The sequence below is a fragment of the Natronosalvus halobius genome, assembly GCF_024138145.1.
GTDB classification, from domain to species: Archaea; Halobacteriota; Halobacteria; order Halobacteriales; family Natrialbaceae; genus Natronosalvus; species Natronosalvus halobius.
On sequence record NZ_CP099997.1, the window covers coordinates 2,016,360 to 2,029,115 of the forward strand.

The window sequence follows — 12,756 nt, forward strand, 5'->3', positions numbered from 1 at the left end:
AACTGACAAAAACCTTCAGCCTCGAGCAGGGGTTGCGTGCAGTTCGAACGTTCGTTCATAATATTGAATACGGGTCGGTTGGAACGTTGCCCTGTATGGGTTCCCCGATTTCTCGAGTGATCGAACGGTTCGGGACGGGAGTCGGGACCGGATCGCTGGTCCTCGCCGGCCTCTACCAAGGGGCGGACATCCAGACGGTCACCGTCGAGTTACTGTTAGTGACCGTTCAGGTCGTCTACCTCGAGGCCCTGCCTGCCGTCGTCCTCTTCACGGCGTTCCTCCTCGCGACGGGCGCACTATTGCTCCGGGAAGTGTGGGCCTCGAACGACGACGACCCGCGAATTACCGACGGGCCGCCACTCGAGGCCATCGTGCCCGTCTACGGGGACGCGGAGACGCTCCCGATCAGCGTCGAGAGTCTGGTCGAGAGCGAGTACGAAAACCTGGCCGTGACGGTCGTCGTCGAACCGAACGACGAGCCCACCGTATCGGTGGCCTGCCGACTGGCCGCCCGTCACGACCGGGTTCGGTGTCGCGTCAACGGCCGTCCAGGCTCGAAGGCGGGCGCGATCAACTGGGCGGTCGCCGAGAGCGACGCCGACCACTTCGCGGTCTTCGACGCCGACGAGTGGGTCGACCCGGCTTTTCTTCCGCGGGCGATGGCCGAACTCGAGGGAGAGGGCGAAGGCAAGGACGAGGCTGACGGCGGCGACGCAGACGTCTTCCAGGGCCGTCGCGTCCCGCGAGCGACCGGCCCCGTCGAGACGCTGGCGTACTGCGAGCGCGTCCTCTTTCACTCGAGCTACAAGCTCGTCGAACTGTTCGGCTTCGCGAACTGCCGGAGTTCCTCTACCGTCTTTACCCGCGAGGCCCTCGAGCGCGTCGGGGGGTTCGACGACGTGCTCACCGAGGACCTGGCGTTCGCCCACGACTGCTACCGGGCGGGCTGTTCGGTCACACAGGCACGCCAGTGGACGAACACGATGGAAGCACCTCACACGCTCCGGGACCTGTGGGGCCAACGGAAGCGCTGGCGCGTCGGCCAGGTCGAGGTGCTCCACCGGACGCTTCGCGAGGCCCTCACGGAGGGGATCGATCGGCGCGGCCTGGTCTCGATCGGCCGCCTGACGTCTGCCCTGCTGGGCACCCTCGCCGTCCTCTTGCTGGCCGGCAAAATCGCTCTCTTGCTCATGCTCGACACCGAATCGGCCCTGCTCGTGCCCGTGGCCTGCCTCCTGGCCCTGATCGGCGGCGTCGCGCTCAGGGACGTCCGGGACGGGCGCATCGACGGACTCCACTGGAGCGCCTGTTTCGTCGTCTTCGTCGTGCCTGCCTTCGGCGTCCTGACGCTCAAGGCCGTCCTCGAGTACGCGATCAGCTGGAACGGCGAGTGGTACCGGGTGACGAAAACGGGAGCGTAAACGGCTGCGGTCGGCCAGGGTGGTGACGGCCGATCACTCGTAGTACGTCGGCGCCGCCAGCTCGACCGTCTCGGTCGCCAGCGTCTCGAACGTCGCCTCGCTCGCGACCAGGTCGACGTCGATTCCTGCCGCGGCTGCGGTCTCGCGCGTCGGCTCGCCGATGACGCCGACCGTGGCATTCGAGAGTCCTTCGAGCGCCGCGTCCCGAATACCCCGCTCGTCAGCGGCCTCAAGCCAGTTGGTGACCGTCAGCGAGGAGGTGAAACAGGCCACGTCGAGGTCCCCCGCGGCGGCGAGTTCCGTGGAATCGCCGCTCCCGTCGGGCCGGACGAGTCGGTAGAGGACGGTCTCGTGGACGTAGGCGCCGGCGGCCTCGATCCCCTCGAGCAGGACCGGACTTCCGTGGTCACTCCGGGCGACCTCGACGCGAGCGCCGTCGACGCGGCCCTCGAGGTCGGCCACGAGACCGCTCGAGGTGTACTCCGTGGGGACGATTTCGGGATCGTACCCCTGTTCGCGGAGGGCGTCGGCGGTCTTCGGGCCGATGGCACAGACGGTCGCGGTACCCGGGTCCCAGCGGTCACGTTCTTCGCTCTCGGCCGACCCGGCGACGAGTTCGACCCCCGTCTTGCTCGTCAGGATCGCGTAATCCGCGTCTTCGCGCGGACTCGCGCCGGTCGGCTCGACGGCCAGCATCGAGTCGGGAACGGGCGTCGCGCCGAGGGACTCGACCAATTCGATAGCGTCTTCGAGGCGGTCGTCGTCGGGGCGAAAGACGGCGACGGTGAGGTCACGCACGGGTCAGTTCCCCCCGTTCTCGATCCGATCGCCACCCTGCTCTCGCTCGTTCGCCAGGAACTCGAGCACCCGTTTGCGCGTTCCCGCCACGTCGCCGATAACCGTCACGGCGGGCGGTTCGATGCCGGCCTCGTCGCGAACGTCGACGATGGTCTCGAGGGTTCCCGTCGCGACCCGCTGACCGGGCCAGGTGCCGCGCTCGACGAGGGCGACGGGCGTCTCGGGCGCCATACCGGCCTCGAGCAGGGCCGCGGTGTAGTCGGGGAGGCGACCGACGCCCATCAGGACGACGATGGTCCCGCCCGTGGCGGCCAGCGCCTCCCAGTCGACGACCGACTCGGGTTTCGTGGGGTCCTCGTGGCCGGTGACGAACGACACCGAGGAAGCGTGGTCGCGGTGGGTGACCGGGATGCCGGCCACGGCGGGCGCGGCGACCGCCGAGGTGACCGCAGGGACGACCTCGAACGGGACCTCGTGGTCGGCGAGATACTCGGCTTCCTCGCCGCCCCGTCCGAAGACGAACGGGTCGCCGCCCTTGAGGCGGGCGACGTCATTTCCCTCCCGGGCCAGCGCGACCAGCCGTTCGTTGATCTCCGCCTGAGACGTGCGTTCGCCGCCGGCACGTTTGCCGACGTCCTCGGCGTCGTCGGGGAGCGACTCGAGGATCTCGGGGCCCGGTAGCTTGTCGTGGAGGACGACGTCACAGGTCTCGAGCAATCGTTTCGCTTTCACGGTGAGCAGGTCGGGATCGCCCGGTCCGCTGCCGATGAGGTAGACGGTGCCGATGTCGGCCTCAGCCTCAGTCATCGCGGCCCTCTTCGGTCTGGACGTCCGCCGCACCTTCTTCGGCCTGGACGTCCGCCGCGCCCGCTTCATTCTCTTCGTCTTCTGTGTCTCGAGCGGCCTCGATCAACTCGGCGGCGCCGCGTTCGGCCAGGTCGCGGGCGAACTGTCGGGCGGCCTCGGCGTGGCGTTCCACCGGCAGGTCGCGACTGCCGACTACCGACTCCTGGCCGTCCTCGTCGAACACCTGCACGTTCGCGTGGACGTACTCCCCCTGCAAGACGGCGTAGATGCCCACTGGGGCGATACACCCGCCGCCGAGTTCCGCCAGGATCGACCGTTCGACGGTCGTCTCGACGCGGGTCCGGGGATGGTCGAGAACCTCGTTGAATTCGCGGGCAGTCTCGCCGTCGACGGCCGTCACCGCGAGCGCCCCCTGGCCGGGTGCGGGGACGAACGTCTGGGGGGAGAGTCGCTGGTACTCGACGTACTCGTTCAGTCCGCTGCGCTCGAGGCCGGCCTCGGCGAGGACGAGCGCGTCGTACGCGACGTCGACCTCGCGCTCGAGGGCGCGTTGCTCGAGGTCACTCAGGGTGGCGTACCAGTCGTCGACCGTGGTGATTTCGTCGGCCTCGTCTCCGTTCTCGGCGTCGTCGTCAGGGTCGTCGTACGACGGCTTGTAACTCCCACCATCGCTACCCGCGTTCCCCTTCCGTTCGCTGTCCGCCTCGCGTCGCTCCTCGCGCTCGGCCTGAAGCGCGGGCGCCAGCACCTTCTCGAGGCGGGTGTCGACGTTGCCGCGGATCGGTTCGATCTCGAGGTCCGGGCGCTCCGAGAGGAGCTGGGCCCGTCGGCGCAGGCTCGAGGTCCCCACAACAGCACCATGGGGGAGATCCTCAAGGCTCGTTCCGTCGGGGGTCACCAGCACGTCGCCAGGTCGGGCGCGTTCCGGCACCGCCGCGGTGACGAGGTCGCCGGGCTGTTCAGTCGGCATGTCCTTCATCGAGTGGACCGCGCCGTCGACGCTCCCCTCCAGGACGCGCTCGTCGAGTTCGCGGACGAACGCGCCGGTTTTCCCCAGTCGGTGGATCAACTCGTCTCGTAGCTGGTCGCCCGTGGTTTCGACGGTCTCGAACGCGACGTCGTAGCGGCGGTTCTCGAGGGCCTCGCCCACGAGGTCCGCCTGGCGCCGGGCGAGGGTGGAGCCTCGCGTCGCCAGTGTGACCGTCCCCTTGGTTCGCATATCCATGAGTCCGAGCCTCGAGTATGAAAAGCGCACGCTCTCGAGTTGGGTGACGCAGAAAGGAATGCACTTAAACGAGGAGGTGGTAGGAGTGGGCGAGCGCGGTTGGTCCAGTGGCAGGACATAAGCTTCCCAAGCTTAGAGCCCGGGTTCAATTCCCGGACCGCGCACTTCTTAATCAGTCCTTCGGGAAGAAGGTAGCTACGAGAGTCTCGAGATCGCGTCAGTTTGTTTCGTGAGTTGTTCCGATGATCGTCGGGATGAGATCCATCATCCTGACTGTTGGATCGCTGAAGAATCAGTTTATTTGTGAAAACGCTCGAAGTGGTTTCATATGGCGACAGTCTACACGAAGGCTGATTGTATCTCATCGCTCCAGAAAGCGGCTCAGAAGCTCGAGAAGTCACCCACGCAAGCCGAATATAGAGAACTCAATCTTTCGCCGTGCGTAACCCATATCTGCGATATTGTAGGAGGATGGAATAAAGCGAAGGAGGCGGCAGGTGTTGAGACGTACGATCAAGTCGGGGAAGCATACGATCACGTCCCGTACCATCCAGACTCAAGCGGCTACGAGCGGTGGGTGCATACATACGAGGGAGAGCAATCTGAGGTTAGCGTTCATCGTCTTCTCGCGGTATCTGAGTTCGGATTTGACGCAGTAGTGGACAAGCAAATTCATCACAAAAAGCCGATTCCATGGCTCAACACTCCCGACAACATCATTGCACTAACCAAACGTCAACACCTTGCGCTGCATATACTCATGGAAGATTTTGAGGTGATGATCGAGTAATTCCTGTGCCAATAAGTGCGTAACTAGTCGAGACGGTGGATAATGAATACGACCATAAATAGAGTACTAACTCGAATTCTCAATCCACTCTCGAGAATGGGCAAACGATGAACGCTTTGCGGTGGGCGTTGCCAAATCGAACGCCCGTCCACTTTTCCCGCTCGAGGCGAGCCTATTAGTCGCTCTCGAGCAAACACACGCGCGATGATCGATCTTCGATTCTCGGACGCGGAACTCGAGGCGCGACGCGAACATATGGTGCAGTTCGTCCGCGACCAGGTCGAAGCCGCGGGCGTCGACGGCGTCGTCCTAGGACTCTCTGGCGGGATCGACAGCACGACCGTCGCCTACCTCGCCGTCGAGGCCCTCGGTGCTGAGCGCGTCCACGGTCTCGTGCTCCCCGCCCGCGTCAGCAGCGAGGACAACATGAGCGACGCCGAGCGGGTAGCGCGGGACCTCGAGATGAGTTACGACGTGATCGAAGTCGAACCCGTCGTCGAGGCACTGCTCGCGGCCTACCCCGAAGCCGAGGGTGACCACGTGGCGGTCGGCAACGCCCGCGCTCGCGTCCGGGCGGTGTTCAACTACCTGGTGGCGAACCACGACGGGCAACTGGTGCTGGGGACCGGCAACCGCAGCGAGGCCGCCGTGGGCTACTTCACGAAGTACGGCGACGGCGCGGTCGACTGCCACCCGATCGGCAACCTGTACAAACAGCAGGTTCGCCAACTCGCCCGCGTCCTGGACGTCCCGGAGGACCTGGTGACGAAGACGCCGACGGCCGAGCTCTGGGCCGATCAGACCGACGAGGACGAACTCGGCATCGACTACGACACCCTCGATGCGATACTCGTGAGCCACGTCGACGGGCCGCTCTCGGTCGCGGCGACGGCTCGGCGTCTCGAGGTCGATCCTGAAACGGTCGAGATGGTTCGAGGGTTGTACGAGGTCAGCGCGCACAAACGGCAGGTCCCGCCCGCCCCGGAACCCCTCGAGTGATCGGCGTTCGCTGGCCACGACAGGTGCCGTTTTCTAACTCGAGCCGCGAGCAATCAGCTATTCGACCGCGAGAATGGTTCTCATCACCGGTCGTGACGGTCACTGGACACGTACTATCTCCCCCCTTGTGAGTTAGTGGCACCTGCAGGCCGCACTGGTTTGCAGAAATCCGTGGTTCGCATAGATGGTATGCTCGAACTGGCACTGCTGTTCTTCGTGATAGCATTGATCGCCGCCGCCCTCGGGGCAGGTGGTGTAGCAGGCCTGAGCATGACCATCGCCAAGTGGCTGGTCCTGATCTTCCTGGTACTGGCCGTGGCGTCGCTGTTACTGTAGCCCGGGGGCGGTCCCGGGCAGGGGTCGGCCACCAGCGGGGTGGTCGGCCCTCTTCGGCGCAGCACGCAGTAATCGCCAGCGACCGCCGTTCTCCGACGAGATAGGTGCTCGGGAGCGCCAGCTCTCTCGAGCGATTCGGACACAGTTACCGACGCTATGGTGGCAACCACGAGATCGAGTCCCTCAGACGGCGACGACCGCGTTGACGACGTACGTCGTAATCGCGGCGACGATGGCGCCCAGCCAGGACATGAACACGAAGTGGACGAGCCCGCTCAGGATGTGCCCCCGGTCGGTGAGCCGAATCATGATGGCAGAGAGCGCGGCGTTGATGAAGATCGTCGTGATCAACAGGTACTCCATCACGACGAGGTTGTACTGGCTGGTATTGAGCAAGTCGCCGACGAGTTGTTGATCTAGGTCCATCTCCGCGGTGATGTCCATCATGACCTCGACGATCTCGAGACCGATGAAGAACGCGAAGACGCTCGAGGCGGTGATCCCGTAGAGGACCCCGATGAGCGTGGTCGTCGCCTGCTGGCGCTTCTCGCGCACCTTCAGCACCTGGTTCTGGTTCTTACTGATGACCTGGCCGAGCACCTTCGGATCGCCGCCCATCTGCCGGCCGACGACGTACATGTCGCCGAACTTCTGGATCAGGTACGACCCCGTCTCCGCGGCGAACAGCCGCCAGGATCGAACGTCGTCGATCCGCATGTTCAGCCGCTTGTAGAGCGCGTCGACGTTCTTCGTGAGCGAGCCGAAGTCCTTGTGGCGCAGGCTCTCCAGGACGCTCCCGGTCGAGGTCTGCTTGACGCTCTCGACGGCCCCGAGTGCACGGATGAAACTCGGAAACTCGCTGTCGCGATTCTTGACCTTCTGTTCCTCCTGTCGCATCCGCCACCCGGGGAGCAACAGCGGCGTCACCGGGATGGCTGCCATGATTGGGAGCGGAATCCGATCCGGCGCGAGCGGCGTGAATCCGAGGGCGACGGCGACGACGAGGACGGCGAGCAGGAGGCACCCGCCGACGCCGACGACGAGCGCCTGCGGAATACGGACGAGCGGTCCCTCGCCGTCGGTCTCTTCGATGTACCAGAGCGGGTCGTACGGGGAGATGGTGTGGACGGCGTAGACGAAGCCGGCCTGGACGAAGCCGAACATGACGATGGTCCCGGCGATGAGCAAGGTCGGACTCGTTCCAATCAGGATCGGGAGGATGATGGCGAACACGAGCACGAATGCCACCGAGAGCATCATCGACAGGTACAGCTCTTTCATCACGTCGAGTTTGGTCAGGTCGCCCTCGTACCGGGTGACGAACTGCTGGATGATCGTATCCTGTTCGTCCATCAGGAAGTCGCTGATCTCCTGGCCACCGCCGACAGTGTACGCCAGGCGCTCGAGGAAGTCCGAGAGCAGGGGGCTCTGGGTCTGTTTCGCCCGGATGCGACAGGCGTCGTCGAGACTCAGGTTCCAGGTGTCTACGAGGGCGACGAGATGGCCCATCTCCTCGGCGATGGCCTGGTACTCGTCTTCCTCCGCGAGGATCCGGAACACCTCGACGCGGTTGACGTTGGTCGTCGAGAGGACGGTGATATGAGTCAGGAAGAGGTGAAAGCGCTGGCGAACTTCCTTGCGCCTGCGATCCTGGGCGATTTTCGGGTAGATGACTGCGACGACGACGGCGAACAGTCCGAAGACGACGGCGGGAACCGTCACCGTGAGCGAGAAGCCGAGCACGAACGGCACGACGACCGACGCGACGAAGATGGCAAACGCCGGGAGAACGACGAGCAGGAGGTACCGCTCGACGGACATCTCCATGGTCTCGTAGGCCGCGTTGATCGAGGCCAGCGCCGAGCGAGTGGAGAAGTCGGGCGGTTGAGTCTGGGTGTCGGTCGCCATAATTTCGGTGATCGTTACGCGAACTGCTCGAGCCCGCGAACCTGGATCGGGAGCCCCTGGACGCCGTCGCGCTGGAAGTCCGTGATGGCCTTGTTGACCTCGGTGTACCCGAGCACGTCGGCGTCGATGAGCTGGCGGATGATCTCCGCGCGACGGTCGAGTTCGTTGTAGATGTCGCGGGTGTCCTGATAGCCGAGCAGGGTCGCGATCTGTTCTTCGAGGACGTAGGAGTTGTTCCGCCCGGTGAACGTCACGTTGTCGTCCCTGGGGTCCCAGCTGAAGGCCTCGCGGGTGACGACACCGCCCTCGTAGTCGGAGTAGCCTTCGATCTCCTGGACCGAGGTCACCCGTCGAAGGATGTCGTCGCCCTGTTTCACCCGGTTCTGGAACAGCGCGACGTCGCAGTTGTCCATGAACGTCTCCGGGACGTTGATCGGGTTCCCGGTAAATCGCTGAATCATCGAGACGATGTCGCTCGCGTGGAACGTCAGGATGACCGGGTGGCCGGTCTGAGCGGCCTGGAACGCCATCTGTCCTTCCGCACCACGAACCTCACCGACGATGATGTAGTCGGGGCGGGAACGGAGGGCGGCCGCCACGAGATCGAACATGTCGACGTCAGCGTTGCCGTCGCTCGAGCCCTCCCTGGTGAGGAGCTGCTGCCAGGTACTGTGAGGCGGCACGACCTCGGCGGTGTCCTCCGCGGTGTAGATCTTGGCGTCACGCGGGATGAACGAGAGCATCGCGTTGAGCGTCGTCGTCTTCCCGGACGCCGTCTCGCCGACGACGAACACCGTCTGCTCGTTCTCCAGACAGAGCCAGAGGTAGGCCGCGAGTTCGGGGCTGAGCGTTCCCCACTTCGTGATCTGGAGGATGGTGAGCGGGATCTCCTCGCCCTGCCGGATCGTCAGCGACGGCCCCTGCACGGAGACGTCGTCGGAGTAGATGATGTTGATACGCGAGCCGTCGGGCAGGGTCGCGTCGATCACCGGGTCCGAGTCCGAGATGGGGTGGTTCATCCGCTCGCCCATGTTCCGGAGCCACTGCTCGAACTCCTCGGCGGAGCCGAAGTCGACCGTCGCCTCGACCATCCCGTAGGTGCCGTGATCGATGTAACACTGGTGGGGGCCGATGACGTGGATGTCCTCGTTGGCCGTGTCGACCATCACCGGTTCCAGGGGGCCGAGGCCCACGATGTCGCGCTGGAGCTGGTAGCGTATTTTGTCGTACTGTGCCTGGGTAAGGCCGATCTTTCCGCCGCCGAAGGCGCGCAGTCGACCGATCGACTGGCCGGTAATTCCCGAAGTTACCTCGGCGACCTCGCTCAGCAACTCGTCGAGGTGGGCCTCGAACTCCTCGTTGTCGGTCGGGGCGGGCCGGGTGACGCTCTTGTCGAGGATCCGCTGTCTGATCTGGTTGTACAGCGCCTTGTCGGCCTCGTCCAGGATGGGTTCGACGCAGTAGTACGTCTTGTCGATGCCCACGTCACCGTGAACGTGGCAGAAGATTGGCGCCTCCGCTTCGTAGATCACGTTCGGGCGGTGGGACTCCCACTCGCCCGACGGCTCCTCGATGAGCGTCGGGTACTCGCCGTACTCCTCGTGGAACCACTCGAGGTGCTCGCGGAGGTGAGGATACTCGTTCGCCAGTGCCTCGAGTTCGTTCGAGAGTCGCGCGGTGCCGAAGTCCGCCATCTCAGGCCACCGTCCGGCTGACGATCGAGACGCCCCGGCCCTGCTGGACGTTGAACCCGATGGAGTCGTCGACCGGGCTCTTCATGTTCTGGAAGCGACGCACCCTGATCTGGCGGCGAATCTCCTGGCCGACTGCGGACGTCTCGATGTCGAAGTAGACGTCCGCGACGTTCCGAAGCGGACGGAGCGCGTCGTCGTCGACGCTCGTCGGATCGACCGTCAACACGACCGTCTTGTCCTGGAGCGTGACCTGCCGGAGGAACGTGACCAGTCGCTGGAGGACGTGATCGGTGTCGGCCGGGTCGGCCGCCTCGAAGTTGGGATCGTTTCGCAACAGCGCCGAGAGCGTGTCGACGTAGACCACGTCCGCCCGCCAGAGCGTCTCGGCGTCGGCCAGTCGCGCCAGCAACTGGCGCTTCTTCCCCCGCGAGTGGGTGTCGACGTTTGCGTGCAGGAACAGCATTTGCTCGCCGAGTAAGTGCTCGACGACGTCGTAGGACAGCGAGTGCATCTGCTGGACGAACTCCCAGGACTCGAGTTCCGTCGAGACGTAGGTGACGTAGGTCCCCTCCTCGGCCATCCCGTAGGAGAAGCGCTGGGAGAGGGCGCTCTTGCCGGCGCCGTCTTCACCCTCGATGAGCACGACGCTCCCCTCCGGCAGGCCGCCGCCAATAGCGTTGTCCACGCGGTCCGTCTCCGTCAATCCGAGTGAGTAGTGGTCGGTCATAGGTAGAATTCGAACACCTCCCTGTCACCGCCGACGTCGACGACGACGCGGTGGTCGCCGGGATCGAGCCCGCCGTCGACGGCGACGACGAGTTCGGCGACCTCGCCGCGTCGCCAGGTCGGGCCGGCGGTGAGCACCGACACCTCGAGGCCGTCGCTCTGGATGTAAGTTCCGTCGACGAGGACGTCCAGGTTCGCGCCGTCAGTGGGGAGCGTTCGCTTGCCCGTGTTCTTGACGAGGAGCGTGATTCGCTCCTCGCCTTCGGAGTCGTTGTAGACGGCGTTGCTCCCGGCGTCGCTGATGATCTCGATGTCGGTGTCGATTTCTTGCTTGACGCTACTACTCTGGGTGTCGATCGAGTTGCTGAGTTCGTTGACGTTCGCTACGAGCGTGCCCGCGATTCCCGCCGCGACGAGCATCGCGGCGATGAACAGAATCAGAGTCGAGACGGATTCACTGGCCATCGGTCACCTCCGTGAGGATTCGGGCGAGGCCGTGTTCGGTGACGACCTTGACCCGGTTGGGGTAGTCGGTAACGTCCGAGACGATGAACTGGAGTTCCTCGCCGCTGTGGACGCGCTCGCGCGTCGCGTCGTCCTCCACGCTGGTTGCGGCGTCCGGCCGAACGACGCCGTCGACGAGCAGCGTCGTCTCGGTCGCCGATAACGTCGTCGCCCCTGTGTTCGTCACGTTCACGCGAAGTTCGTTCGCCACATCGTCGTAGGTCGCCTCGAGCGCAACGTCCGAGTTCCGCAGGTCGAGCGCGCGCTCGTCCCGTTCGTCGATCGCGTCGGCCCGTCGCTCGTGGGCGGTCTCGACGGTCGGGTAGACGATGCCGACGGCGACGAGGAGCCCGATGAAGAGGATCGCCACGGCCCCGCTGGTGCTGAATCCCATCCTGTCACCTCTGGGGGGTTACTTCTCGCTTGGTCTCGTGGATTTCCTGGAGTTTCATGATGTACGTGTAGCTGTCGGCGTGGTCTTCGGCGGTGAGTTCGTCGGGTGTCGTCTCCGGATCGACGTGCATGTCGAGGTCCGGCCCGCTGAGAACGCTCTCGAGGTGGTCCTTGACGTCCTCGCTGATCCAGCCGATCTCGCGATAGTACGAGATGGCCCGCAGTGTGGCGGCCGGGCCGCCGGTCCGTACGAGAGCGGTGAGCCACTCGAAGACGATGATGTCGCTCGCGTACGTGTTCGAGAGACGCGCGAGGGTGGCGTCGCTCGTGTCAGCCTCGTCCTCGTCCTCGTCTTCGGCTGCCTCTCCGTCCGCACCATCGACGCTATCGGTGGCCTGCACCTCGACGTGCGTGTCGTCGACGTCGTCCTCGTCGAACGTGATGGTCTGCCCGGTTTCGTCGGCGGTCGCGTCGGCCGCCGCGTCCTCGATCATCCCTTTCAGGTCGTCGAAGGAGACGGATTCCGCTTCTGGGTCGGCATCCATCTCGAGGCCGTCACGGTCGCGGCTCGCCTCGGTCGCCTCCGTCGCCGGTTGACCGAGGCCGAAGCCCTCGGGTTCGTCCTCGTCGTCGAAGACCCCGAACCCGTGGCGCTCCTCGCCGCTCCCCGTAAAGGGGTTCACGTCGTCGGTCAACCGGTCGTAGATCCCCAGCAGTTGGCGGATCGTGTCGTTGACGTCCTCGACCTGGCTCGAGACGTGCTGGGTGGAGTCCTGGATCGATCCCAGCGTGTTGCCCTTCTGCTCGAGGTCGTCCTCGAGATTCTCGATGCGGTGGTAGAGGTCGTCGACGACCTCGTCCTCGTCGAGTTCGTCGGGGTCGGGACGTTCCTCGCGTTCGAAGGTCGTGGCTTCGGACTGGCCAGTGGCGGCTTCGTCGGGTCCGGGTTCGTCGCCGTCGTGTGCGGCGTCAGTGTCGGCGGCTCCGGCTTCGGCCTCCGCGTTCGCCTGCCGCTCTGCCTCACGGTCCCGCCCTCGTCGACCCCCGGAGTTCCCGAGGAAGTTCTCGAGCAGTTCGCGGATGTTTCCCAGGCCGAGATTCATCGGATCACCGCGCGTGTGGCGCGTCGCGTGTCGTGAGTGGGAGCGTAAGGGA

13 protein-coding genes and 1 tRNA gene are annotated in these 12,756 nt (G+C 64.8%); 5 read left to right on the forward strand and 9 right to left on the reverse strand.

Annotation, left to right across the window (positions count from 1 at the left end):
• Window positions 1-95 precede the first annotated feature (95 nt).
• Window positions 96-1,421 carry a glycosyltransferase family 2 protein gene (locus tag NGM15_RS09940; RefSeq protein ID WP_253430243.1) on the forward strand — a complete coding sequence of 442 codons (1,326 nt, stop codon included), beginning with the start codon at window positions 96-98 and terminating at the stop codon, window positions 1,419-1,421.
• Window positions 1,422-1,454: 33 nt separating this feature from the next.
• On the opposite strand, the gene NGM15_RS09945 is transcribed toward NGM15_RS09940, so the two are convergent.
• The 3 genes from NGM15_RS09945 to hemC are packed head-to-tail and all read right to left on the reverse strand — an operon-like array spanning window position 1,455 to window position 4,245.
• Entirely contained in the window at window positions 1,455-2,219 is a 765-nt protein-coding gene (locus tag NGM15_RS09945; RefSeq protein ID WP_253430244.1) for a uroporphyrinogen-III synthase, read from the reverse strand.
• A 3-nt stretch (window positions 2,220-2,222) separates the two neighbouring features.
• The gene (cobA, locus tag NGM15_RS09950; protein WP_253430247.1) at window positions 2,223-3,026 is read right to left on the reverse strand and encodes a uroporphyrinogen-III C-methyltransferase; all 804 of its coding nucleotides are present in this window, start codon (window positions 3,024-3,026) and stop codon (window positions 2,223-2,225) included.
• Window positions 3,019-4,245 carry a hydroxymethylbilane synthase gene (gene hemC, locus NGM15_RS09955; RefSeq protein ID WP_253438018.1) on the reverse strand — a complete coding sequence of 409 codons (1,227 nt, stop codon included), beginning with the start codon at window positions 4,243-4,245 and terminating at the stop codon, window positions 3,019-3,021. The genes cobA and hemC overlap by 8 nt, the downstream gene beginning before the upstream one ends.
• A 99-nt stretch (window positions 4,246-4,344) precedes the next feature.
• Between hemC and NGM15_RS09960 the strand changes: the two genes are divergently transcribed.
• The 4 genes from NGM15_RS09960 to NGM15_RS09975 all read left to right on the forward strand — a co-directional run bounded on the left by NGM15_RS09960 (window position 4,345) and on the right by NGM15_RS09975 (window position 6,376).
• Window positions 4,345-4,415 (forward strand) — tRNA-Gly (locus NGM15_RS09960).
• A 164-nt stretch (window positions 4,416-4,579) separates the two neighbouring features.
• Window positions 4,580-5,041, forward strand: coding sequence for a homing endonuclease associated repeat-containing protein (locus NGM15_RS09965; protein ID WP_253430249.1), 462 nt, complete (start codon window positions 4,580-4,582; stop codon window positions 5,039-5,041).
• 204 nt (window positions 5,042-5,245) lie between these two features.
• A complete protein-coding gene (locus NGM15_RS09970) occupies window positions 5,246-6,040 on the forward strand; it encodes an NAD+ synthase (protein ID WP_253430252.1) in 795 nt (264 codons plus the stop codon).
• 189 nt (window positions 6,041-6,229) lie between these two features.
• Entirely contained in the window at window positions 6,230-6,376 is a 147-nt protein-coding gene (locus NGM15_RS09975; RefSeq protein WP_253430255.1) for a DUF1328 family protein, read from the forward strand.
• Window positions 6,377-6,559: 183 nt separating this feature from the next.
• Here the strand turns inward: NGM15_RS09975 and flaJ are convergent, their stop codons facing one another.
• Genes flaJ through NGM15_RS10005 form a run of 6 tightly spaced genes read right to left on the reverse strand, consistent with a single transcriptional unit; the run spans window position 6,560 to window position 12,704 of the window.
• Window positions 6,560-8,284, reverse strand: a complete 1,725-nt coding sequence (flaJ, locus tag NGM15_RS09980; protein ID WP_253430258.1) for an archaellar assembly protein FlaJ — start codon at window positions 8,282-8,284, stop codon at window positions 6,560-6,562.
• 14 nt (window positions 8,285-8,298) lie between these two features.
• A complete protein-coding gene (locus NGM15_RS09985) occupies window positions 8,299-9,978 on the reverse strand; it encodes a type II/IV secretion system ATPase subunit (RefSeq protein ID WP_253430261.1) in 1,680 nt (559 codons plus the stop codon).
• A gap of 1 nt (window position 9,979) precedes the next feature.
• The gene (arlH, locus tag NGM15_RS09990) at window positions 9,980-10,705 is read right to left on the reverse strand and encodes an archaellum protein ArlH (protein WP_253430263.1); all 726 of its coding nucleotides are present in this window, start codon (window positions 10,703-10,705) and stop codon (window positions 9,980-9,982) included.
• Complete coding sequence (gene arlG, locus NGM15_RS09995) at window positions 10,702-11,169, reverse strand: archaellum stator protein ArlG (RefSeq protein WP_253430266.1); 468 nt, start codon at window positions 11,167-11,169, stop codon at window positions 10,702-10,704. The genes arlH and arlG overlap by 4 nt, the downstream gene beginning before the upstream one ends.
• A complete protein-coding gene (gene arlF, locus NGM15_RS10000; RefSeq protein ID WP_253430269.1) occupies window positions 11,159-11,602 on the reverse strand; it encodes an archaellum stator protein ArlF in 444 nt (147 codons plus the stop codon). Before arlF ends, arlG begins: the two co-directional genes overlap by 11 nt.
• A gap of 4 nt (window positions 11,603-11,606) precedes the next feature.
• Window positions 11,607-12,704 (reverse strand): FlaD/FlaE family flagellar protein, encoded by a 1,098-nt coding sequence (locus NGM15_RS10005; protein WP_253430272.1) that lies wholly within the window; start codon window positions 12,702-12,704, stop codon window positions 11,607-11,609.
• Between the last annotated feature and the right edge of the window lie 52 nt (window positions 12,705-12,756).